The organism is Tenacibaculum piscium (genome assembly GCF_021390715.1).
Lineage (GTDB): Bacteria > Bacteroidota > Bacteroidia > Flavobacteriales > Flavobacteriaceae > Polaribacter > Polaribacter piscius.
The window spans coordinates 1-24,665 of the sequence record NZ_JAJGWT010000014.1 but is presented as its reverse complement, the minus strand read 5'-3'; the positions used below and the strand labels follow the sequence as shown (position 1 = coordinate 24,665).

Below are 24,665 nucleotides of genomic sequence, written 5' to 3'. Positions count from 1 at the left end.
TTTCGGATATTTCTATTTTTTCGGGAATTTCTGTTTTTAAAAGAAGAGAAATGTACTGAAAAGGGAATTTATCTCTCTAAGATACTCTAAGAGTATCTATAATACTCTAGCGTTTTTTTGACTTTCAAAAAGCCCTTTGTTTATAGTAGCTACAGACGTTTTTTAAAAAAAAAGCTGCACGCAAGTACATAATCTCTGCACGGAAGTACATAAAAACAGCTAAAATCTGCACGCAAGTACATAGTCTCTGCACGGAAGTACATAGTTTTGAAAATTCGAGTTTATCTTCTTTTTCGGATTTTTCGGAAAGTATAATTGCTTCCTTTTTGCGTTTTATTGCGTTTTTTTAAAGATTCGGATATTTCTATTTTTTCGGGAATTTCTGTTTTTAAAAGAAGAGAAATGTACTGAAAAGGGAATTTATCTCTCTAAGATACTCTAAGAGTATCTATAATACTCTAGCATTTTTTTGACTTTTAACAATCCCTTTGTTTATAGTAGATACAGACGTTTTTCAAAAAAAAACCTGCACGCAAGTACATAATCTCTGCACGCAAGTACATAAAAACAGCTAAAATCTGCACGCAAGTACATAGTCTCTGCACGGAAGTACATAGTTTTGAAAATTTGAGTTTATCTTCTTTTTCGGATTTTTCAGAAAGTAGAATTGCATCCTTTTTGCGTTTTTAAAGATTCGGATATTTCTGTTTTTTCGGGAATTGATTCCTATTCAAAGTTTTTATTTATTTTAAATATAATTTTAGGTTCTCTTGTAGTTTTAGCTGTTTCTATTTCAAAACTTTCTAATAATCCTAATTTTATCATTGTATCTATAGCTTTTTCTGTATCTTTTTTTACTTTACTTTTTCTATATTGTTTCATATAGTTTTCGGCTAATAGATAATAAAGTCTATCTAGCATAATTTCTGGAGTATAATTTTTAATAGATAAGTGTTTTATCAAATATTCTCTAAGAGTTAAAGTTATTTTTGATATTTTATGAGAACCATAAGCTATTATAGTTCTTCTATTTATATCGTTTGGATAGATTATAAATTTAGTATCTATTTGTCTTATAAAAATAGGGTGTAAAACTATTAGGGTCTTCTCTATTTTACTAATTTCTATTCCTTCTTTATTATATTCTCTTATTTTTAGATTTGGAAGTCTTATAATCGGCTCAAACATCTCTAATTCTATAATAGTTTTGGCTTTTTTTTCTTTTAAACGTTCTTCTTTATATCTAATTAAAAATGGTTTTTTAGAAATATCAAGTAATATATTAAATACATTATCCACATCTTTTCCACTTACTGTATTTTGTCCTTTATATTCTTTAGTTAACTGATATAAGGTTATTAATATTTGAGGAGCTATCACTCTATCTTCTCCGTATTGTACTAACTTCGGTTCTAAATTTCCTATATAGTAATCTTTTTCATTAGGATTTAAATTTTGGCTACTATGATGAAGCAATTTAGAAAGAGCATCTACTACTTTAATTTCTGCTGGTGTTAATTTAATTCCTTCTGCTACTTCTGATCTTTTTATCCCTGTTATTTCTATTTTTTGCTTGGTAGCTGGTTTTAGAATATCAAAAATAGAAGTTTGATTATTTTTGTAATTATATTTCAGGAATTGGTCTGTAACATGTCCAGAACGTTTAAAATTTCTTTCTTTTTTTAAATCTATCGATTTTTCTATATTAGGTAATCCTCTATATTCTGCATCTTTTCCTATTCCTGGTAGTGTTGGCAAGTTTTTATTATTCATCTTCTAAAATTATATTTTTAAAAAAATCATATTCTTTTTTATTTATTTCTAATTCTTCTATTTTAGGACAAATAGCATATTTTTTCAATAACTCTTGTATGTTCGGGTTTAGTACTACTTCATTTTCAGTTTCTCCATAATATTTAAGCCATGGGATTATAGGAGTATCTATTTCATCTCTAATTTCCTGTATTTTATCTTTATAAATTTTAATATTAAAACCTTGCTTATTTATATAAGCATAAAGAGCTTTTTCCCAACTTAGCCATTTTACAACTGATTTAATAACATCTTTTTTTACATTATTCATAACAGATAAAAGACTATATTGATCCATATTATTACTATAACCTTTTTCAAAATCTATTTCTAGATTTATATAACCTTCTTTATCTACCTTTTTTTTTGCAAATAAAATATTTGTGTATTGAGTTCCATTTTCTGCTATTTTTTTACGCTCTATAGGATCTTTAATTTCATGTAATATAGAATTTACCAATAGTTCAGTGTGTTCTATAGTATTCCAATTTAAAAGATACCCTCTAAGGTTTGAATAATGCATTTTAACTTCAAATAAACAGCCTTGTAAGTTCATTAACGCACTTGATACAGCATATTCTGTTTTTTTAAATTTATTCCATAAGTCTATATCTTTATCCTTTACAAAACTATTAGATACTTCTTCAAATTCTTGATTAGTTAATAATTTTTCTTTAGCATATTTTCTTCTAGCTATATCTTCATGTATCAGTAATATTTTTTTTAAAGGAGTTCCTGTAGCTAGTATTTTATCAATATTTTTTTTAGTCATTTTTATATGTATTCTAGTTATTTAATTCTATTAATCATAATTATTAATAAAAATATAAGCATCCATTAAAGCAGAATAGGGCGCTTTAATTTTTTCTGATATATCTCTGATACTTGGTGTCATAGATATACCAACTGTATCATCCATAAGATAAGATAATGATAAAACCATGATAATAGTAGTATATTGATTAGAGCTTAATTTTTTATTCCATTTATCTGGTAGCCCATATTCTTTAGGCATTATTTTTAAAAGTTCAGGGTAAGTAGCTCCATTTTCTACAGCTAATTCTATACTACTATAATATTTAGTGTACTTAGAGTTTAAAATAATAACTTCTAATTCTTTCAGTGTTTTAGTTGTTATACTTGTTATTTTTTGAAGTTGGTCAGCGTCTTTTATTTTGATATTATAAATACTTTCTATATAATCTATTAAAACTTCTTGAGCTTGGTCTGAATTTAAATCAAATTCAAAATCAAAATCAATAATACTGGTTATTACTATATCCCAATTTTTATTTTCTTGATATACAGTTTCAATTTTATTTAAATATTCTTTATATTTTCTATTTCTTATTATTACATTATTATCCATATAATTTAATGTCTATTTTACTTCTGTAATGTAAACTTTACAGAAGTATATTAATATTTATTACTGATTAAATGTTTTAAAAATAGCTTATTATTTATAGTAACAAGCTATTTTTTAGGTATCAGTTCAATATTTCCATTCTTTTTTTCGTACTTATCGATGCTTTCTTTTAGTGCATTGTTTACGACATCTTTTATTAGTTTTCTATCCCAATAAGCTATTGCTTTTAATTTTTCTAGTAAATCTTCATTTACTATAAAAGTAGCTCTAGTTTCTTTTTCTTTAGTTCCTTTTTGAGAACTTTTAGTAATTTCTTTAGTAGAAGTTTTCGGTCTTCCTACTTTTCTTTTTTCGGTATCTCCTAATAGAGAATTTAATCCTCCTGTAAAATTTTTTTTGCTCATATTTTGCAAATTTACTGTTTATTTGTATTATTAAATAAGTATTGTTTACTTAAATTATTAAGTAATTAATGTTTACTTAGTTTTAATATTTCTTTACTTAATGTTAGATAATCCTCAGCTCCGTAACTTTTAGGATTATATCTAAAAATATCTAATCCTTGAGCGGGTGCTTCTGCTAATGCTATATTATCTCTTATTTTGGTTTTAAATACAGTGTATTTAAAATGCAGATCAATAGTTGATGCAACATCTCTATTTAATACTTTTCTTTTATCATATTGAGTTATAAATACCCCTCCTATTTTAAGTCCTTTATTTAATCTTTTTTTAATTTTATCGACTACTTCTAATAATTTAGTTAATCCTTGTAATGCTAAATATTGAGCTTGTAAAGGGATTAATATTTCATCCGAAGCCGTAAAACTATTTATAGTTAATAATCCTAAAGAAGGAGGGCTATCGATTATAATAAAATCATAATTATCTTTAATAGGATCAATCAATTCTTTTAAAATATATTCTCTTCCTGGTTCTCCACTCATTTCTACTTCTGCTCCAGATAAATCTAAAGTAGAAGGAACTAAATATAATCCTTCAATTATTTCGATTGGTTGTAATTCATAATCACCTCTTAAAGCTCCGTATATATTTAATTCAGGTTCTAGCACTCCTAAACTTTGGCTTAGGTTTGCCTGTGGGTCTAAATCGATTAATAAAACTTTCTTTTTTAGCTTCACTAATCCAGCTCCTATATTAATACTAGAAGTAGTTTTTCCTACGCCTCCTTTGTGGTTACTGATACTAATTACTTTACCCATATTATTTAGTTTATTAATATTTTCTAGTTTATTAATATTATTAAGTTTACTTAAATTACTTTGTTTTTTAGTATTACTAAAATGTGTCAAATATTTCAGTGTTGTTTTTAATGGTTGCTTTGTTACCATTATATTCTAGTAGTTCTGTTAGCCCTACTTTTCCACCTCTTTGTTTTAGTATTTCAGTATAAAAAGTATCAGGTATATTTAGATTTTTTTTAGCGATTTCATTTAGTTCTCCATCACTTCCTGTAGATTTATGATTATTATTCCAAAAAGCGACTATTAAATTGGCTATCCTTTCTATGTCTCCAGCCTCTCCTATTTTAGTAGGGTGTAAATGCAAGCAATTGGTTACATTCCTATTGAATTGCGCTCCTAAAATTATAGGTAATCCTGTTTCTACAGCTACATCTTTTAGAGCTACACAAATAGCTTTAATTTCTTCTTGTCTTGAATAGGTTTTATGTTTTCCTGTAGGTAGGTTTAAAAGTTGTATGTAGTCAATAAATACAGCTCCTATATTGGTATTTTTATGTAAGTATCTTATCGATTCTATAAGTGTTTCAGAATTATAATTACTATAATGAATATTTAGTCTTTTAGTGGTTATCAGATTTTTAAAAAAAGCATCTTTTTTTTCTTTAAAATAATTGATAGCTTCTGATTTTATATATTCTGTAGAGCCAGTAGTAAAATAACTTTTTAAGGTTTTTCTATTATTAATACTTATTTCATCATCTAAATAAGTATTTAAAGCATTGATTAAAATACTATCTCTGTCTTCTTCATAACTGAAAAAATGAACCTCTTTATTTTGATAATTCTTAGCTATATTTATAGCCATATTTATTAAAAAAGTAGTTTTACCGTGTGAAGTAGGCGCACATAAAATACTAATAGCTCCAGAAGGCAAAAGCAATTGTTCTTTACCTATTATATAACCTGAATTTAAACTTTCTGGTTTATTGGCTAAATTATTTCTTATTTCATCTTCTGTAATAGAACTTAGTAGATTACTAAATTCTGTCGTTTTATCTTGAAGTTTTACTTCTTTTACTTTTTTATCTATTAATTCGAGTGCCTTATCAGTATCTCCTTTATCTTGTAAAAATTTAGCTTGAGAAAGTAATTTTTTTAATTCTTTATCTTGATTTTCTTTATCTCTGGTAGCTGTTAATCTATCGATAGTAATGGTTAAACTTTCTACTGTTATTCCTATTTCTTTGATAGGATCGAAGGAAGTAAAAAGCTTTTTATATCTATCTCTATCTATAGGATCATTAATAATTAAAGAAGTATTTATAACATCTTCAAGAAGATTATCTACATCTTTTGGAGTTAAGACTCTTTTATCTTCAATGGCTCTATATTTACTGAAAATTTCATATAATTTATACTCATAATAAGGTAAAGCTTCTATTATGGCATTTTTAAAATTATCAATTCCAGCTTCTTTAATTAATCTATCTGGATCTGTTTTTTCTCCTTCTAAAGCAGGTAAATCGACTATATAAATTTTATGTATTCCTTCTTTTAAAAGAATATCAATTGCTGAATGTATTCTCTTTGCAGTTTCTTTTTCTTTACTTTTTTCGTTATCAAAACATAAAGTAAAAGTTTTAGCTCCTCTTTTAAGAGCGTCTTTTACTTGTTCCGAAGCAATATTACTACCTCCGATAGCAACTACATTTTCAATTCCTTTTGCTGTCGCATTTAAACTGTCAAGTTCTCCTTCTACTATTATTATATCTTTGTTTCCTTTTACGGCTAATAGATTAAAAAAGCCTCCTAATCTATCTAATCCTGTCGAGTTTAAATATTTTGGTGTAGCTGTTCCTGTAGTTCTAAATTTGAAGCCTTTTATAGTACTTCCACTTCTATAAGGAATTGTAAGTTGATGAGTATCGCCTATATTTTTGTTTAATTTAATAAGTTCATCTACTAATATTTTAGGATGATTTTTAGTTTCTATTAGATATTTATAAAGCTTATCCTGTGAAGGAATATAGCCTAATTCCATCGATTTTATATCCTCTTTAGAATACCCTCTTGAAGTTAAATACATTTTAATTTCATCTGGAGCAGTATTTTCTAAACAGTATATAAAATAGCTGTTGCAGTCTTCTAATATGTTGGCGGTATCTCTATAATTTTTGTAGTTATTTTGATTAAAATCAGTATTTTCAGGTAGTTTTAAGTTTGTAAGATCAGCTAGTGCTTTAACAGCTTCTATAAACTCGACTTTATCTCTTTTAATAACATAATTTACAATACTTAAAACATCTCCTCCTTGCTCTAAAATACAACCTATCGCTTTTTTAGTGATGACTGTTTTATCGGTTCTGTTTTTATGAACAGAACCGTTTAAATAAGTTTTACTTTTCCAGCCTCCAGGGTATCTTTTAAAATTGTGTTCTGGAAAAGCGGTATCTATTACCTCAAATAAATTAGGGTAAAGTTCGTATTGAATCCAGTCAGTTATATTACTCATATTATTAAGTTTACTTAAATTACCATACTTTTTTAACTTACTTTGATTATTCTATTTATTAAAGATGTAGTTATCTAAAATTTCAGCATTATTTTGATCTAAATCTAATATAAATTCTTCCCATGCTTTTAGATTATTTTGATAGGTTTCTTTATAGTCGTTTTTTTTATCAATCAAATGACTTAACATATAATCGGCTACTTTGTCTTTATATATTTTTTCAATAATATCTATATTTTCATTGTAGGTAAATCTGAATACTTTTAGTGCTATCATTTTATTATTTTTTATAATTAATTAAATTCGTTTAGTATAAATTATCGATTAAAGCTTCGCCACTATTCTCTAACCTTCGTTCTTCATTTAAAGTAGCGGTATATATTTGAGTAGTTGCAGGATTTGTATGTCTAAGTGTAAATTGCGCCATTTCTATAGATCCTCCAGCTTTTAAAATATTAATTGCTGTAGTATGTCTAAGACTGTGTGCTGTGAAATTTTTAGAATCTAAACCTATTTCTTTTAATCCTTCTTTAGCGATATAACTGATTGTTCTGGTGGTTAATCTATTTCCTTTAGAATTGTTAGAAGTAGAAGTAAATAAAGGTGCTGATTTTTTTACGTTGCCTCTAGTATTTAAATAATTTTCTACAGGCTTGTAAGTTTTATCAGTAAGAATTACAAAATTATCTTTTTCATCTCTGCCTTTTCCATGCACAAGTAGGACTCTTTGAGAACCTTTAAATATGATGTCTTCAATATTAGCTCTAATTACTTCTATGGTTCTTAATCCAGTTCTTAAAAGTAAATTAACTATAGCGTAATTTCTTAGATTTTTATCTTTATAATAATTAAGTAAAGCGGTTGCTTGTGCTGGAAGTAATGCTTGTTTTTTAAACTGCGCTTTTCTTTTAGGTGTTTTAATTCCTTTAGCTACATTAGGATAATATTTATTAGCTTCTGTCCATTCGTAAAAACGTCTAACAGATGTTATGTAAGAACCTACCGTTAAATTACTCATTCCTGCGCTTAATAAATTTTCTTTGTATTCTATTATTTGCGGTCTGGCTATTTCTGAAAGTAAATAGTTTTTAGCAGTAACCCAATTAAAATATTGTTTTAAAGTTCGTCTATATAATTTCTTAGAGCTTTGCTTTATATCTTGAGATTCTATAAAACCATCGACTAATTTACATACTTTTTCAGAGGTTATTTTACGGATGTCTTGCGGTTCTTCTATTGCTAAATACATAATCGTAATTTACTTTTAGTAATACAAATATACTTATATTATTTATATTACAGTAATTACTTGTGTTATTTTAATTACTAAGTAAACAGTAAAATAAAAAATCATTAAATACAAGCTAAGATAATGTTTTATCTTATTTATATAAAGTGGTTTACGTGAAATTAAATTATACTATTTATCAATTATTTTTATATATTAGATTTTATCTAATACTTATATGTTTTTAAGTTTAGATAAATAATTGTAAAAATAGTTTCTTCAGTAAAATATAAGACTAATTAAGAGATTAATAAAATTAATTTAGAGTTTATGAAAGATATTTTAATAACAAAAGAAGTTAAAGTAATACTTCAAGATATTGTAAACTCGTCACTTGAAGAACTGGGAATAAAATTATTTTCAATATTGATTATCGTTATTCTAATTATTTACTTTTTTTTTAAACTTAAATTTAATCTATTTTTAAAGAAAAGAGATAAAAAATTAAGTTCTGATTTTGAAAAAGAAAGAATAAAAAATATTGAAATTTGGAAACATCAAAAAGATTTAATGTTTGAATTTGTAGTATTTCTTGAAGAGAACTTTTTTAGCAATGATAACCTTTCGTCAAATTTAACTCCTGAGCAAATTCAATTAGAAAATAAAAGAATATTTAAAGAATTAAATACTTATTACGGAAAGCTTTATTTAGTAATGGATACACATATTATTGAAAAAATAAATTTTTATATAAACGGTACGATTAGTAATGTACAAAGATATTATCTCTACAAAGAATTAAGAAAACAATTAATGAGAACTTTTGATGATAAATTTGATGATAAAGATTGCCCATACATTCTTAGAGAACCAAATGTTATTATTTTTTATGAAGAAAATGGTCAATTGATTCAAAAATTATCAAAAGATATTTTTGAAGTAAAAGAACATTATTCTTTTGTCGAACTAGATAAAGATGATAAAGGAAAAATAAAGTCTTTACCTTTTTTTAGTAACAAATAATTAAAATATTCAATAAAACTCACTATGAATGAAAGATTTATAAAAATATCAAAAAATAAAATTTACTTTACAAATAATGATTTTATTGAATTACGACAAACAAATTTCCCTGAAAATAGTTTGAGTTTTAAATATCGTTTCGATATTTATTTAAAAGTTGAAATATCAAACTTTAATAAAGAATTAAAATCTTTAGATGTTGAAATTATTGATTACAAGCCAACAGATTTTCATGATTTTAATAATCAAAAATTAAAAAAAAAGATAGAAAAAATAACATTTAAAGAATTAGAATGGGATAAATTAAAAAAGCTTTTGATTAATTATAACAATTTACCTAAAAAAATCCCTAACGCTTTTAAAGAAGATCTCAACGAGTATTCTGAAAAAATAGAACCCTCACAGCATTTAGGATCAATAAATTTTTACGAACCAAAAACAATAGGAATTAATCTAATCAAACTAAAAGAAGTTAAACCTTTATTAACTCCAGCAGAAGATAAAATTCAAATTCTTGATTTTGAGTTTTCTGAATATTTTGAAAACTCAACTTTTCATTTAGGTTATGTTTCCTTTAATAAAAAATTTGATAACTTAATTTCTACAATCGAAATTAAAATTTATAACGAAAATATATTACCAGAATATGATTATATAAAAAATTACTTTTCTAATCATTTTGATAATGGAATATTTAATATATCAACTAAAATTGAAATAAAAAATCAAGAGATATTAAGTGTAAATAGTTCTTCCAAAGAAATTGAAGCAATTAATAATCAAATTATAGATTCAATTAAAGAACAAAGAATTTTAAAAACAATTGATTTAATAGATGATATTGAAAATGAAAAAAATACATTTACCGCAGATGAAATTTTATCAAAAGTAGATAATTCAATCAATATATTTAAGCAAACAGAAGAAGAGCTAATAAACTTAATTCTGGATTTGAAAAACCCACGTAATAAAAAACAATTAGTTTATTTAGCTAGTAAAAAACACAATCCAACTGAAAAAATAAGGTTTACACTAAAACCTCTTTTTGGATTTATATTTTTTATTGAAGGGAAAGAAAATAATCATATTTGCTGGGAACTTCTTAATTCTCACGCAACATATCTTTGGACTTTCAAAAAAACAATACCTACAAGTCTTATTATAGAAGAATCTGAAATTAATATTAATACAATAAAACAAATTGGTAGGCAAAAATATAGAAAACAAGTTAAGAAAAATGAACTTGAAACTAATGCTAAATTTAGCGTTATAAATCATTCAAAATCAAAACAAAAAGAAGAATTTAATCTTTGGAAAAATAAATTAGAATCGAAATTGAAATAATTAAAAATCTAATTTATTGCTAATTACCAACGGCTTATTAAAAACTTTACATTTAGTTTTTGTTAGCTAACACGGATAATCGTATTAAAAAATAAAAAAATGTTGAACTTTTTATATAGATTATTATTAACTTATAATTCAACGTCATTAATGATTGTTGTTTTTTTAGTAAATGAAAAATATGTTATAGATTGGGGAATTTTCAATTTAAAATTGACTTTTATTCCAAATTATATTTCTTATTTAATTTTTTTTTTAACACCTGTATTACTAACATTACTAAGCTTACCTATATCAAAGAGATTAGATAAGGATGATTTAGAGAAAATATCAGGGAAATCAAGAATAATTGAAATTGAACAAGCTAATAATAGTTTTTTACCAAGTTATTTAGGTTACTTTTTTGTAGCATTAAGTATTTCAAATAATGAAACATTAATTTTTGTGTTTGCTATATTATTTATTTTTACTTTTTTCTCTCAAACTTTATACTTCAACCCATTATTTCTATTATTTGGTTATCATTTTTATAATTTAACGACAACAAACAAAGTAAAAATTTTCCTTATAACTAAAAAAATTTTGAAAGCCCCTAGTACTATCAATTTACCAACATTAAATAGAATAAATAATTTTACTTTTATCGATAACGAAAAATAACTATGGATTACTTAATTGCAGAAATAATAAAAAGAGGAAGCGGAGATAAAACTTTTAAAATATTTTCAGATGAAGAAGTTTATTCTTTACCTAATGACCTAGATAATCCAAAAGAATATAATCCAGACTATAAATTAGAAGATGATGAATGGTTTAATATATCTGATTTTTCAACTACAGATTATTGTATTGATTTACTGACAAAAGACTTCAATCCTACAGAATATAATCAAATTAGCACAGAAAATCTATTAAAAATAAAATACTTATGTTCTCATCAAACTAATAATAATATTCAATATTATTGTTTTCAAAAAATTTTCACTTCTAATATTATTGATAAAAAATGGTTTAAGTTTTCAAACACTCCTTCATTAGAAACAAAATCACCAATTGTAATTGTAAGCACTGTACCTGATGCAATTTATAAGAAAAGTACTGATACTTTATATTTTAAAAAACTAACTTCAATTTCAACTATTTTTAAAGGAATTTCAGAACTTTATAAAGAAGCTACTCAAGAGGAAACAGAAACTTTTTTAGATAACGATTTTATAAAATTAGAAGAAGGTTATGAAGCTAATAAAGTTGGTACTTTAAATAGAAAACGTATTGCGTTAGCAATAGAAACTTTAAATAGTTTTACTTCTACTGAAAAAACTCATATCTATTCATATATAAAAAGTTATTGTACTGAATTACCTTTTAACGAAACAGATTATAAATTCACTTTAAAATCTGAAGATGATTTAAAAAAATTACTTTGGGGAATTGAACAAAGATATTACACAACTGGTGTTGGTTCTGAAAAAAGAATAGCTAATTCTATTTCTAAAGTAAAAAAAATCGAACAAAATATATAATAAAAATTATTGAAGTTTTTAAGATTATAGTTAAAAAAACAAGATATTAACTTAGTTTTACATCAATCTTATTTTAATTACATTTTTAAGTAATTACCCTTATAAAATAGTTATGTGCAAGCTGACCAAACCAACAAACATTTAGAAAAAAATAATGGCAAGAGGAAAAATTACTAAAATAAAAAGAAAAATTAATTACTACGAATTACAATTTGTCTTTTCTAAAGATTCGGATTTTGAAAGCTTTTTTGAAACCCTAACAAGATTAGCAAAAACGAGAGCAAAAATTAGATATCAACGATTTGGAGATAAATTTGTATTTATTCAAGGAATTGAAAATAAAAATAACCTTCTAAAAGCAAAAATGAGATGCGTAAGAAAAGACTTGCTTCCAGAATTAATGAATACAGAAACAGACGAAACAAAAGGAATTGAAGCAAAAGAAGAAGAAGGACTTGTTGAAACAACTCATTTTATAATAGATTACAGCAAAAACGGGAAAGTATTTTTAGCATTAGAGTACAATCATTACGGTTCTAAAATAACTGATTTAGTTAATTACATCGAACGTGTAGGAATTGACCAAAAAATATTAGAACGTGTAGGATTTAAGCCAATTATTAAAGATGAATTAGCAAAATTTCAAGATAGAGTAAATAGATTTTCAGAATTTGTAGTTACCGTACACAAAGACAACATTGCTAAAGTTAAGGAATTAGACCAAAATATATGGAGTTCGTTGCATCATTCAATTGAACATTTTGGAAGTGAATATGCAACTTTAAGATTAAAATTTGATTACAAACAACAATCAGAAAATTCAGAAATTAAAAAATCCGTTTATAATATAATAAAAAAATTTAGTAGTAAACCAAAAGTGAAAAACGTTTTTAATAAATTATCTTTAAAAGCGGAAGATGGAGAAAAAGATAATCTATTGGAGAATTTCGATTTATTATTAGAAAAAGTAAATAGCGAAATAAGAGTTGAAAGAAAGGAAAAATATAGAACTTTAATTTCAACAGATATGTTTCAACAAATGACAAAAGAACTAAATGACAAAACTTTCAGATAAATATCGTGAACTTGTAGATTCTTATTTACAATATGCATTATTTATAGATATTGCAGTAATTGTAATTCTATGGCTTTTAAACAGTAAAGTACATTTAGTAAGTTTTGAGTTTAAATCTAAAATCGAACATTTAAGTATAATTGAGAATATAATTGGAGCATCAATTTCTTTAGCTGGTTTTATTTTAGCTTCGTTAACTATTATCGTTGCTATTCGTTCAAATATTTTAAGTAAACAACCTGAAAACTCTGAAAATCCTTTAGAACTATTTTTTTCAACTGGAACATATAAAGCAATTGTAAAAGTTTTTAAAATAGCAATAACTGAATTAGTTTTTTGCTTCATCATTTCTTACATACTAACATTATCATCTGCGAATTTGGAAAATGATTTTCTTTTTAAATCTTTGATTGGTCTAATTTATTTGGTTTCTGTAAGTACTTTGAGAAGTTTATTTGTTTTATTCTTACTTATAGAGGTAGATGGAAAATAAAAGCCTGCACATAACACCGTATATAATTTATTGCTGGCTTCTCGCCTACTTACGAAAGTCCTCGCGGACTTTCTTGGATGGTAATTATTTACTAAATTAGTTGCTTAAACCACGCAACAAACTATATATAAATCGTTAAAATCACATCCTTAATAATTTTTTAAGCCTTGTTTGATATGCTTGTGTATAATTTCGTTTTAATTTTTCACTTAAAAAAGAAGCATCAATAAGCGATACAACTGCTTCTTTTTTTGAAGTTAAATTATTAAAAACTTTTTCTATTTGCTTTTTTGAGATGCCAGCTTTTTCTCCTAAAATAAAAAATTGTACTGTGATTTTTCCTTGTGCTAAATTAGGAGGTAATAAACCATCTTCTAAAGCAAAATCATTATCTTCTATATGGATTCTACTATTTAATAAATCATAAGCTGGACTTAATTTAAAATCTCCTAAAGGTGTTTCTATTAAAGAGAAATTTTTAAAATGAGCATCGCCATTAGAAAACAAATAATTAAAAAGTATTAACTTAAATAATTTAATAGATTCGATAGCATAAGCAGGCGTATATTTTTTTAAAATGGTAAAAAGTTCTAAATAATTACCTACATATTTAAAATCTTCACCATGAGTTTGGGGTGTTCTTTCTGATAAGGAAGCAAAATCTTCTTGCGCCCATTTATTACCGTCTTTTTTAAGATCAAAACGCTTTGTAATATATGCAGGTTCTCCATTTTTAAAGAAAATAAGCGCATTTTCTGCGGTTTCAATATCAAAAATTTGCCTAGCAATTTGCATTGTTAAATGCTCGTTTGCAGGCATTTGATTTGAATGTTTACCAACATTTGGTATTGGTTTTAAAATATATTGACCTTGTTCATTTTCGTGAATTAAACGTAATTTATTTTTATCTAATAAAACAGAAAATTTTTCTTGTACACCAGAAATAGACATTCTTTTTCTGTTATCTGTAAACAATAAATCTGTACTTTGATTACTCGATGGCGAATCATAATTTAAAATAGGACTTACTTTTTTCCCATAAAAAACACGTCTTAAAGCAGTATTACTGTAACTACTATTATTTTTTGCAAGTGTACTTGGGCAATTTGTTATCTGCGGTAAAGCCATTGTTATTCATTTTTTTTGATAGTAACAGCACCAATAGTATCTTGTTTTGCTGTAGTGATTAATATTCCAAAATGGTCTTTACTATCTATTCTGTTTTCATAACAAACAGTTTGTTTATTAGAACCTTCAGGTAACATATTATAAAAAAAAGAAAATAAATAATCAGAAGAATATTCTTGTTTTGTTTTGGGTAATGTTAAACTAATTGCTGGTTTATTTGAATCGTTAAACCATTCATCAGAATATTTAAATATAAAAGTGCCAGTATCTAATTGCGTTAATATTCCTGCAATTTCTTTTTTGTATAATACGTTTGCTTGTCTCATTATTTAATACTTACATTTTTAACTATAAAAGTTAGTTCAATTCCTAAGGCATCACCTAATTTATTTAGTGTTTCTAGTGTAGGATTTCCTTTGCCACTTTCAAACTGTTTGAGCGTACGTAAACCAACACCAGAAAGATCGGCAAGCATTTCTTGTGTTACATTTAAATTTTCTCTACGATTTTTTATAATTTCTATTAAGTGCATTATATGGCTCTTTTAATGTAAATATACACTTTTAATTTATTACAAAGTTTAAAAGTGCTTTTTATTGCACTTTATATGTTGTATATTTTACAATAAAAACTTTTAATTATCAGAAAAAATAAACATAGTAATCAAATATTACTTTAATTATCTATATTATTTTTATTACTTAGTAAACATTAAAAACCTACTAAAAAAACATCATCAAGATATTTTATTAGTAGGTTTTTAGCTATTAAATTTTTAGTACTTAAAAGAATGAAAATACTACTATTTTATACGTGAATTAATTCAAAAGAATAATTATAATCTATTAATAATTTGGCTTTTTCATTATCAATCCAAGCTTTTTCTTGATGACTTAAATCTCTTATTTCTGTAGCATTGTAATTTTCAAATTTTGAAGCAATTTCAGCTAAAATATCAATTTCAAATTTATCAAATAAAGTGCTGTTAAATTTTTTTGATGGAATATTAATAAATTCTTCACCAACAAACCCACCAGGATATTGAACAGAAACTAAATCGACAATTTTATTTTCTGAAAGATAATCAAATAATGTTCTAAATTTTTGAGGAACTGGACCGTGTGTATGTGCTAAATAACGTGTTCCACTTATTGAAACACCTGTTAATTTAAAATTTAAAAAATCAGAATAAAATAATAATTTATTCATTTTTGTAGGAGTTACTCGTATTCGCATTTTTTCAGTAAAAAACACAACCATTTCAAGTAATTTATCAAAATTAGGCTTTTTATATCCTGAAAAATTATCAGGCAAAAAATTATAATCAAAAACATAATTAATCAATTCTTGTTTTCTTTTATTAAGCGCTTCTTCTTCTCTAACTTTTGATATATTTTTTAAAAATTCAACTCTTTGAAGTTCTGAAATTTCATTATTACCTTTTATCAATTCTTTTAATGTTCCTTCACTTTTTATGATAGCTTTTAATAAAGTAGCATTTGCCAAACTAGGAACTTCTCCTTTTTCATAATTGCTATAACTATTAATTCCTAAGCCTAATATTTTTGTTATATCGGTATAATTAAAAGAATATTTTTCTCTAAATTCTTTTATTTCATCAGCAAATGGAACATTGTGTTTATCTCTATATTGATTATAAACTTGATTTAAATTAAACTCATCTAATGCTGTGGTTGTAAATGTTTCGTTAGTATCTTCACATAAATAACTCTTGTGATTGTACTCAAATTTTTCTTTTCGAAAAACCAAAATACTCTTCTGAGTTTGCAAGATCATTTCTTTACCTGTGATCGGACTTTTCATAATTGTTTTGTTTTTAGTTTGATTTCTTAAGCGGAAATTTCATTGGATGTTCCGCTTTATGAAAAGAGATGCAAACTGCTCCGCCTGTATTTTTTGAAATAGTCATTTTGATATAAACTTCTTGACCTTTAATAACCTTTCCAAAAACCCACATTTCAATTCCTCCGTATTGAGTTTCATCTAAAGGTCCTTCGCTGTAGTCTTGCACTTCTAAATTTAAAATTATTTCTTGACGCATTTTAGCGGTAATACTTAAATCTGCAAGATTCTGAATACTATTTTTAGGACGATTGGAAAAAAAAATTCCTAAAGAATTTATAGTAACCTTGAGTTCTTGTAAAAAAGATTTTATAACTGATTTATCCGCCATATTTACGTGTGAAATTCTTTGCAAAGATAAGTATATAATTTATTAAATCAATTTTAAAGTGTGTTTTTAGCATCAAAAAACACTTAAACAAACTTTAAAGTGATTATAAAGAAATAAAACATTACATTAATTACTAATATTATTTAGTAAACAAAATAATATTAGTAATTCATAAAAATACAATTCTCGTACAGCCGTGAGAGAAATCATAAAAAACAATTACCTTAGTCCGTTAAATTAACAACGCACAAAACAAACAGAATTAAAAATTCTGATAATATCTAACAAAGTAACCTATTAAATGGCAAAAACAGACAAAACTAGTTTTGAACAAAAACTATTTAAAGCAGCAGATAAACTTCGAAAAAATATTGATGCTGCCGAATATAAACACGTAGTTTTAGGACTTATATTTTTAAAATATATATCAGAATCTTTTACTGAATTATACGATAAATTAGAAGCAGACGAATATTCTGATCCTGAAGATAGAGACGAATATATTGCAGTAAATGTATTCTTTGTTCCAAAATTAGCAAGATGGAATCATATTCATAATAATGCAAAATTGCCAACTATCGGACAAACCATTGATGAAGCAATGGAAGCCGTAGAAAAAGAAAATAAAGAACTAAAAAACGTTTTACCGCAAGTATTTGGAAAAGCTAATTTAGATAAAACTTCTTTAGGTGAACTTATCGACCTAATCTCAAATACCGAATTAGAAGCTGAAAATCAGAAATCAAAAGACCTTTTTGGTAGAGTTTATGAATATTTCTTAGGGGAATTTGCAAATGCCGAAGGAAAAAAAGGAGGACAATTTTACACACCAAAATCTATTGTAAAATTAATGGTGGAAATGATAGAACCTTACCAAGGACGAGTTTATGATCCTGCAAGTGGTTCGGGTGGTATGTTTGTAATGTCTGAAAAATTTGTAACAGAACACAGTGGAAACGTAAAAGATATTACCGTATACGGACAAGAAAGTAATCAAACTACTTGGAAACTGTCGAGAATGAACCTTGCCATACGTAATATAAACTCAAAGTTTGTAACTTGGAATACTGAAGGTTCTTTCTTAAAAGATGCGCATCCCGATTTAAAAGCCGATTTTATTTTAGCAAATCCGCCATTTAATCAAAAAGAATGGGGCGTAAATATTTTGCAAGAAGATGGACGCTGGAAATACGGAACGCCTCCTAACGGAAACGCCAACTTTGGTTGGATGCAACATATGTTGTATCACTTAGCACCTGCGGGTGTAATGGCAACCGTTTTATCGAATGGTTCTTTGAGTTCTAATACTTCGGGTGAAGGTGATATTCGTAAAAATTTAGTCGAACAAGGTTTAGTAGAATGTATTGTCGCTTTACCTAAACAACTATTTTACAACACAGGTATTCCTGCGTGTATTTGGTTTTTACGTAAAAAAGCATCAATAAAAACTGATGTTTTATTTATCGATGCCTCAGAAATGGGCTATTTAAAAGACCGTGTGCATAGAGATTTATCTGATACTACTTCGGATGAAGAAAAAAATATAGAATTAGGTTATTTTGATGAAAATGGATTAGGAGATATTCAAAAAATAACTGCAACGTATCATAATTGGAGGAAATCAACAGACAGCCAAACAAAATATGAAGACATCAAAGGATATTGTAAATCTGCAAGTTTAGAAGAAATACAAAAACATTCTCATGTATTAACTCCTGGGCGTTATGTTGGTATTCCTGATGAAGAAGACGACGGAATACCTTTTGAAGATAAAATGAAAGATTTGACCCTTTTATTAAAACAACAAATGGACAAAGAAACCGAACTAAACAAAGAAATTGCTTCTCAACTTTCTAAAATAGGTTTTAGTTTATGAGTTTAGAAAATAAAATACCAAACGGTTGGGTAGAAACTACTTTAGGAGAAGTTTCAAAAGTGCAAACTGGTCCATTTGGAAGTCAATTGTTAAATAAACAATATATTAAGGGAGGAACACCAATTGTTACCGTAGAGCATATTGTTGATTTTAGAATAACCAATTTTGATTATCCAAGTGTAACAGATGAAGATAAAAATCGCTTATCAAAATATTTACTGAAAGAAGGTGATATAATTTTTACTCGTGTTGGTTCTGTCGATTTAAGTGCTTATGTTGATAAAACCCAAGATGGCTGGATGTTTTCATCAAGAATGCTTTCTGTTAGAACTAATGAAAATATAAATTCTAAATTTTTAAGTTACTTTTTTAGGCAACAAAGTTTCAGGAAATATATTTATAAAATTTCCGTAGGTGCTACAATGCCTTCAATTAATACAAGTATTCTAAAAAGTATTACTGTTACTTATCCACCACTAGAAGAACAAGTCGCCATAGCAAAAACGCTAACGGCATTTGACGATAAAATAGAAAACTTACAAGCCCAAAACAACACCTTAGAAACCACCGCACAAACTATTTTTAAAGAATGGTTTGGGAAATATCAAATTGGGGATGAACTGCCTGAGGGGTGGAGAGTTGGGAAGTTGAGTGAGATTGTCGATTTACAAGGTGGTTTTGTGCATAACACCAAGGTTAGTGGAAAAACTGTTTCTAAAATTGCTAAAATGGGAGTAGTTAATGGAAAAGATTTGTTTAATCGAAAATCAGTCTTAGAGTATTCGTTAGAAATACCTAAAAAACACAGATTGTATGAAGATGATTTAATTATATGCACAAGAGATGTAACTCAAGACAGAATTATTATAGGTAATGTATCAATAACACCAAAAGATTTAGCAGAATATGGATTATATGCCGGTTCGAATACTTGGATAATTAAATCAAACTTTGATAAAATATTTCTTTTCTTCTTATTTAGAACAAGGACATTTCGTAATCATATTAAACAATCTTCAAAAGGCTCAACAATAATTATGATAACTAAGGATGCTTTCTTAAATAGGGAAATTATTATACCAACAGAAAAAAACATTTTAGATGGTATGAAAACCATCAAACTATTATTTAGCAAAATAAAAAACAATTCAGAACAAATCCAAACCCTAAAAAAGACAAGAGATACTTTATTACCAAAATTAATGAATGGAGAATTAAGAGTAAAAATATAATAGCTATTCCTTTGGTTATCAGATAAAATTATAAAAATCGATAACCAAAGGCAAAAAAGAAAAAAATCAAAAAAAAATGAATGAAAACATAGTAGAACAATCTTTAATAGACCAATTAATTGGAGAAGGTTACAGCTATTATAACGGAACAGATATTTCACCAATTAGTGATAATCCACAACGTGAAAATTTTAATTCTGTTATTTTAGAAGAACATTTTAAAAAATCGCTTAAAAAACTAAATCCTACACTTCCAGCAACTGCGCTAAATGAAGCTTATCAAAAAGTTATCAATTTAGGAACAGAAGATATTATGGAAAATAACGAGCGTTTCCATACGTTGCTAACCAATGGTGTAACGGTAGAATACACCAAAGAAGGCAGAGAAAAAGGAATTAATGTTCATTTATTAGATGCCGAAAATATAGAAAACAATAGTTTTTGGGTGGTTAATCAATTAGTAGTAAAAGAAAACAACAACGAAAAACGTTTTGATGTTGTTATTTTTATAAATGGTTTGCCATTGGTTTTTATAGAATTAAAATCGGCATCCGATGAAAAAGCAACGCTACGAAAAGCCTACACACAAATACAAAATTATAAAAAAGCAGTACCAAGTATTTTTTATTACAATTCAATTTGTGTAATTTCAGATGGAATTGATGCGACAACATCAAGCGTATCTGCACCATTTTCTCGTTTTTTATCTTGGCGAACGCCAGAAAAAATAGCAGGAGAAGTAAGAACAGAATTACAAATATTAACCGAATATATGCTCAATAAAAAAACATTAGTTGAGTTAATTCGCTATTGTACCGTTTTTGAGCAAGAAGAAAAAAAAGATGCTAAAACAGGATTAATTTTTCAAGTGAAAATTAAAAAAGTGGCTGCTTATCATCAATATTATGCCGTACAAAAAGCCGTAGCACAAACACTACGAGCTACTAATGATAAAGAAGGAGACCGAAAAATTGGCGTAGTTTGGCACACTCAAGGAAGTGGAAAATCTTTATCGATGGTTTTTTATAGTGGGCAGATTATTACGCATCCTGAAATGGGAAATCCTACTATTGTAATACTTACTGATAGAAATGATTTAGATGAGCAATTATTTGGCACATTTGGAAATTGCGTTGGTTTATTAAGACAAACTCCAAAACAAGCAAATAGTAGAGCGCATTTAAAAAAATTATTAAATGTTTCTGGAGGTGGCGTAATTTTTACAACAATTCAAAAATTTTCTCCCGAACAAGGCAATGTATTTGATACTTTATCAAACAGAACAAATATTATAGTAGTTGCTGATGAAGCCCACAGAACTCAATATGGTTTTGCAGGTAGAGAAGTTGATGTAAAAGACGAAAACGAAAATATAATTGGCTCAGAAATAAAATATGGTAACGCAAAATATTTGCGTGATGCTTTGCCAAATGCTTCTTATATCGGTTTTACAGGAACACCTATTGAAAAACAAGATAAATCTACACCCGCAGTTTTTGGCGATTATATTGATGTTTATGATATAAAACAAGCCGTAGATGATGGCGCAACTGTTCCTATTAGTTACGAATCTCGACTAATAAAAATTAAATTAGATGAAGAAACATCTAAAAAATTGGATGATGAAGTAAACAATATTTCAGATGCAACCGAAGAACAAATAGAAAAAGCAAAACAGAAAACAGCGACTATTAATGCCGTTGTTGGGCATCCTGATCGTTTAAAAGATGTAGCAAAAGATATTGTTTCTCATTTTGAAGCAAGACAAACAGTCTTTGATGGAAAAGCAATGATAGTAGGAATGACACGAGATATTTGTGTTCGTTTGTACAATGAAATTGTAGCTTTAAAACCCGAATGGCACAAAGAAGATTTAGATAAAGGAACAATAAAAGTAATCATGACAAGTACGTCAGATGATCCTGCATTATTTCAGCCACACCATACCACAAAACAGCAACGAAAAGAATTAGCTGTACGAATGAAAGATGCTAATGATGATTTAAAATTAGTTATTGTTCGAGATATGTGGCTTACAGGTTTTGATGCTCCAAGTTTGCACACCATGTATATTGATAAAAAAATGCAAGGAGCAAATTTAATGCAAGCTATAGCAAGAGTAAACAGAGTTTATAAAGATAAACCAGGCGGTTTAGTTGTTGATTATATTGGAATTGGTCAAGATTTAAGAAACGCAATGGCAACTTATATACAAGGTGGCGGACAAGGTTTGCCAGTTGTTGATATTAAAGAAGCAATTGCTGGAATGTTAGAAAAATTTGAAGTTGTAGAACAAATGTTTAACGGTTTTAATTTCAAAGAATATTTCAAAGTAGAAACTGCTCAAAAACTACAAATTTTATTAGGCGCTCAAAACTTTATACTTTCAGATATAAAACTAAAAGAACGATTTTTAAAAGAAGTTAACATACTTTCAAAATTATTTGCGATGTCTATTCCAAGTCCAGAAGCAAATAAAATAAAAGATGGCGTAGCATTTTTTCAAGCTGTAAAAGCAAGAATAAACAAATTTACAGGAGGAGGTGTAAAATCAGATTTTGAAGTAGAAACAGCCATAAAACAAATAGTTGATGAAGCATTATCAAGTGGAGGCGTAATCGATATTTTTGAAGCAGCAGGAATAAGCAAACCATCTGTAAGTATTTTATCTGATGATTTTTTATTAGAAGTAAAAAATATGCCACAAAAAAATATTGCTTTTGAATTGCTTAAAAAATTATTAAGTGATGAAGTAAGCGTTCGTAAATCAAAAAATATAGCACAAGGAAAGAAATTTTCAGAGATGTTAGAATCGGTTGTAAAGCGTTATCATAATAATCAAATAGATTCGGCTCAAGTATTAGCAGAACTTTCGGAAATAGCCAAAGAAATGCGTTTAGACGATCATAAATCGGAAGAATTAGGTTTAACATCTGCTGAATACGCTTTTTATACAGTTTTAAAAGAAAATGAATCTACAAGTTTTTTAGAAGATTCTAAAATGAAAGAATTAATCCATACAATTGTTGATGTAATTAGAAAAAACGCAACCGTAGATTGGAGTAAAAGAGATGATGTAAGAGCAAAATTACGACTAACAGTTAAAAAAATATTAATGCGATACGGTTATCCACCAGATTTAGCCAGATTAGAAGCTGATAAAGTTTTAGCACAAGGAGAATCTTTAGCTGAAATATTTACAAAGGGAGAGCTTTTATCAATTTAATTTAAAAGTATCACTTGTTAATACACCATTTAAGGTAAATTAAATAGATTTTAACGAATTTTTTAACAAAGAACACACAAACCACCTACTGCGTTTTAAAAAACCTTTAAATAAGCTTATTTAAAGGTTTTTATGTTTTATTGCGTTTTTTTAAAACTTCGGATTTTTCTGCTTTTTCGGATATTATGGATTTTTTAAAGAAAAGAGAAATGTACTGAAAAGGGAATTTCTCTCTAAGATACTCTAAGAGTATCTATAATACTCTAGCGTTTTTTTGACTTTCAGAAAGCCCTTTGTTTATAGTAGCTACAGCCATTTTTAAAAAATAAAATTGCACTGAAGTACGTAATCATTGCATCAAAGTACGTAAAAACAGCCTTAAATTGCATTAAAGTACGTAGTCATTGCATCAAAGTACGTAGTTTGATTATTCTTGTTTATCCTGCTTTTTCGGATTTTTCGGATTTTAAATGCTATCCTGTTTTCTGATTTTTCTTTTTTTTCGCGAAATTCTCTTTTTTCGGAAAATTCGGATTTTTCGGATATTATGGATTTTTTAAAGAAAAGAGAAATGTACTGAAAAGGGAATTTCTCTCTAAGATACTCTAAGAGTATCTATAATACTCTAGCGTTTTTTTGGATTTTAACAATCCCTTTGTTTATAGTGCTTACAGACGTTTTTAAAAAATAAAATTGCACTCAGGTACGTAATCATTGCATCAAGGTACGTAAAAACAGCCTTAAATTGCATTAAAGTACGTAGTCATTGCATCAAAGTACGTAGTTTTGATATTCTTATTTTTCTTGTTTTTTCGGATTTTTCAGAAAGTATAATTGCATCCTTTTTGCGTTTTATTGCGTTTTTTAAAAATTCGGGTATTTCTGTTTTATTCTGATTAGAATGTTTTTTACTTTAGACGTAAGCATATAAATTTAACACCTACTAAAATATTTATAAGATTTAATACAATTTATTTAAAAGATTATAAAAAATGCTTAAATCGGCTAATTACAACCCTTTTTGCATTTTTCGGATATTTCTATTTTTTCGGGAATTTCTGTTTTTAAAAGAAGAGAAATGTACTGAAAAGGGAATTTATCTCTCTAAGATACTCTAAGAGTATCTATAATACTCTAGCGTTTTTTTGACTTTCAAAAAGCCCTTTGTTTATAGTAGCTACAGACGTTTTTTAAAAAAAAAGCTGCACGCAAGTACATAATCTCTGCACGGAAGTACATAAAAACAGCTAAAATCTGCACGCAAGTACATAGTCTCTGCACGGAAGTACATAGTTTTGAAAATTCGAGTTTATCTTCTTTTTCGGATTTTTCGGAAAGTATAATTGCWTCCTTTTTGCGTTTTATTGCGTTTTTTTAAAGATTCGGATATTTCTATTTTTTCGGGAATTTCTGTTTTTAAAAGAAG

The 24,665-nt window shown here is 26.8% G+C and carries 22 protein-coding genes; 9 read left to right on the top strand and 13 right to left on the bottom strand.

All coding sequences use genetic code 11. The features are described 5' to 3' along the window. Positions 1-726: 726 nt before the first annotated feature. From L0U77_RS11260 to L0U77_RS11225, 8 genes are all read right to left on the bottom strand, one after another. Entirely contained in the window at positions 727-1,773 is a 1,047-nt protein-coding gene (locus tag L0U77_RS11260) for a hypothetical protein (protein ID WP_193700357.1), read from the bottom strand. Further along, positions 1,766-2,584, bottom strand: coding sequence for a hypothetical protein (locus tag L0U77_RS11255; protein WP_193700356.1), 819 nt, complete (start codon positions 2,582-2,584; stop codon positions 1,766-1,768). The genes L0U77_RS11260 and L0U77_RS11255 overlap by 8 nt, the downstream gene beginning before the upstream one ends. A 30-nt stretch (positions 2,585-2,614) precedes the next feature. After that, on the bottom strand, positions 2,615-3,181 hold the full coding sequence (locus L0U77_RS11250) for a hypothetical protein (RefSeq protein WP_193700355.1): 567 nt from the start codon (positions 3,179-3,181) through the stop codon (positions 2,615-2,617). Positions 3,182-3,288: 107 nt separating this feature from the next. Further along, positions 3,289-3,585, bottom strand: a complete 297-nt coding sequence (locus L0U77_RS11245) for a hypothetical protein (protein ID WP_101931134.1) — start codon at positions 3,583-3,585, stop codon at positions 3,289-3,291. 65 nt (positions 3,586-3,650) lie between these two features. Beyond that, positions 3,651-4,532, bottom strand: coding sequence for a ParA family protein (locus tag L0U77_RS11240; protein WP_233901211.1), 882 nt, complete (start codon positions 4,530-4,532; stop codon positions 3,651-3,653). Beyond that, on the bottom strand, positions 4,480-6,897 hold the full coding sequence (locus L0U77_RS11235; RefSeq protein ID WP_233901210.1) for a DnaB-like helicase C-terminal domain-containing protein: 2,418 nt from the start codon (positions 6,895-6,897) through the stop codon (positions 4,480-4,482). The genes L0U77_RS11240 and L0U77_RS11235 overlap by 53 nt, the downstream gene beginning before the upstream one ends. A 51-nt stretch (positions 6,898-6,948) precedes the next feature. Further along, complete coding sequence (locus tag L0U77_RS11230; protein ID WP_172505960.1) at positions 6,949-7,173, bottom strand: hypothetical protein; 225 nt, start codon at positions 7,171-7,173, stop codon at positions 6,949-6,951. Between the two features lie 31 nt (positions 7,174-7,204). Beyond that, a complete protein-coding gene (locus tag L0U77_RS11225; RefSeq protein WP_233901209.1) occupies positions 7,205-8,146 on the bottom strand; it encodes a tyrosine-type recombinase/integrase in 942 nt (313 codons plus the stop codon). A 309-nt stretch (positions 8,147-8,455) separates the two neighbouring features. Between L0U77_RS11225 and L0U77_RS11220 the strand changes: the two genes are divergently transcribed. From L0U77_RS11220 to L0U77_RS11195, 6 genes are all read left to right on the top strand, one after another. Further along, entirely contained in the window at positions 8,456-9,148 is a 693-nt protein-coding gene (locus L0U77_RS11220) for a hypothetical protein (RefSeq protein ID WP_193700352.1), read from the top strand. A gap of 24 nt (positions 9,149-9,172) precedes the next feature. After that, the gene (locus L0U77_RS11215) at positions 9,173-10,492 is read left to right on the top strand and encodes a hypothetical protein (protein WP_233901208.1); all 1,320 of its coding nucleotides are present in this window, start codon (positions 9,173-9,175) and stop codon (positions 10,490-10,492) included. Between the two features lie 99 nt (positions 10,493-10,591). Continuing rightward, entirely contained in the window at positions 10,592-11,152 is a 561-nt protein-coding gene (locus tag L0U77_RS11210) for a hypothetical protein (RefSeq protein ID WP_193700350.1), read from the top strand. 2 nt (positions 11,153-11,154) lie between these two features. Further along, positions 11,155-12,015 (top strand): hypothetical protein, encoded by an 861-nt coding sequence (locus L0U77_RS11205; RefSeq protein WP_193700349.1) that lies wholly within the window; start codon positions 11,155-11,157, stop codon positions 12,013-12,015. A gap of 154 nt (positions 12,016-12,169) precedes the next feature. Next, entirely contained in the window at positions 12,170-13,090 is a 921-nt protein-coding gene (locus L0U77_RS11200) for a hypothetical protein (RefSeq protein WP_233901207.1), read from the top strand. Beyond that, the gene (locus tag L0U77_RS11195; protein WP_233901206.1) at positions 13,071-13,583 is read left to right on the top strand and encodes a hypothetical protein; all 513 of its coding nucleotides are present in this window, start codon (positions 13,071-13,073) and stop codon (positions 13,581-13,583) included. The genes L0U77_RS11200 and L0U77_RS11195 overlap by 20 nt, the downstream gene beginning before the upstream one ends. A 141-nt stretch (positions 13,584-13,724) precedes the next feature. Here the strand turns inward: L0U77_RS11195 and L0U77_RS11190 are convergent, their stop codons facing one another. The 5 genes from L0U77_RS11190 to L0U77_RS11170 form a co-directional block, all read right to left on the bottom strand. Next, complete coding sequence (locus tag L0U77_RS11190) at positions 13,725-14,711, bottom strand: type II toxin-antitoxin system HipA family toxin (protein WP_233901205.1); 987 nt, start codon at positions 14,709-14,711, stop codon at positions 13,725-13,727. Between the two features lie 2 nt (positions 14,712-14,713). After that, a complete protein-coding gene (locus L0U77_RS11185; RefSeq protein WP_101931125.1) occupies positions 14,714-15,037 on the bottom strand; it encodes a HipA N-terminal domain-containing protein in 324 nt (107 codons plus the stop codon). After that, positions 15,037-15,243 carry a helix-turn-helix domain-containing protein gene (locus tag L0U77_RS11180; RefSeq protein ID WP_101931124.1) on the bottom strand — a complete coding sequence of 69 codons (207 nt, stop codon included), beginning with the start codon at positions 15,241-15,243 and terminating at the stop codon, positions 15,037-15,039. The genes L0U77_RS11185 and L0U77_RS11180 overlap by 1 nt, the downstream gene beginning before the upstream one ends. Before the next feature lie 275 nt (positions 15,244-15,518). Further along, positions 15,519-16,535 carry a type II toxin-antitoxin system antitoxin SocA domain-containing protein gene (locus tag L0U77_RS11175; protein ID WP_233901204.1) on the bottom strand — a complete coding sequence of 339 codons (1,017 nt, stop codon included), beginning with the start codon at positions 16,533-16,535 and terminating at the stop codon, positions 15,519-15,521. A 13-nt stretch (positions 16,536-16,548) separates the two neighbouring features. Next, entirely contained in the window at positions 16,549-16,905 is a 357-nt protein-coding gene (locus L0U77_RS11170) for a hypothetical protein (protein WP_233901203.1), read from the bottom strand. A 301-nt stretch (positions 16,906-17,206) separates the two neighbouring features. On the opposite strand from L0U77_RS11170, the gene L0U77_RS11165 reads away from it, so the two are divergent. From L0U77_RS11165 to L0U77_RS11155, 3 genes are all read left to right on the top strand, one after another. Then, positions 17,207-18,781, top strand: a complete 1,575-nt coding sequence (locus tag L0U77_RS11165; protein ID WP_233901202.1) for a type I restriction-modification system subunit M — start codon at positions 17,207-17,209, stop codon at positions 18,779-18,781. Then, complete coding sequence (locus tag L0U77_RS11160) at positions 18,778-20,013, top strand: restriction endonuclease subunit S (RefSeq protein ID WP_233901201.1); 1,236 nt, start codon at positions 18,778-18,780, stop codon at positions 20,011-20,013. Before L0U77_RS11165 ends, L0U77_RS11160 begins: the two co-directional genes overlap by 4 nt. Positions 20,014-20,089: 76 nt before the next feature. Further along, positions 20,090-23,239: a type I restriction endonuclease subunit R gene (locus tag L0U77_RS11155; RefSeq protein WP_233901200.1), complete on the top strand. Its 3,150-nt coding sequence runs from the start codon at positions 20,090-20,092 to the stop codon at positions 23,237-23,239. The last annotated feature ends 1,426 nt before the right edge of the window (positions 23,240-24,665 follow it).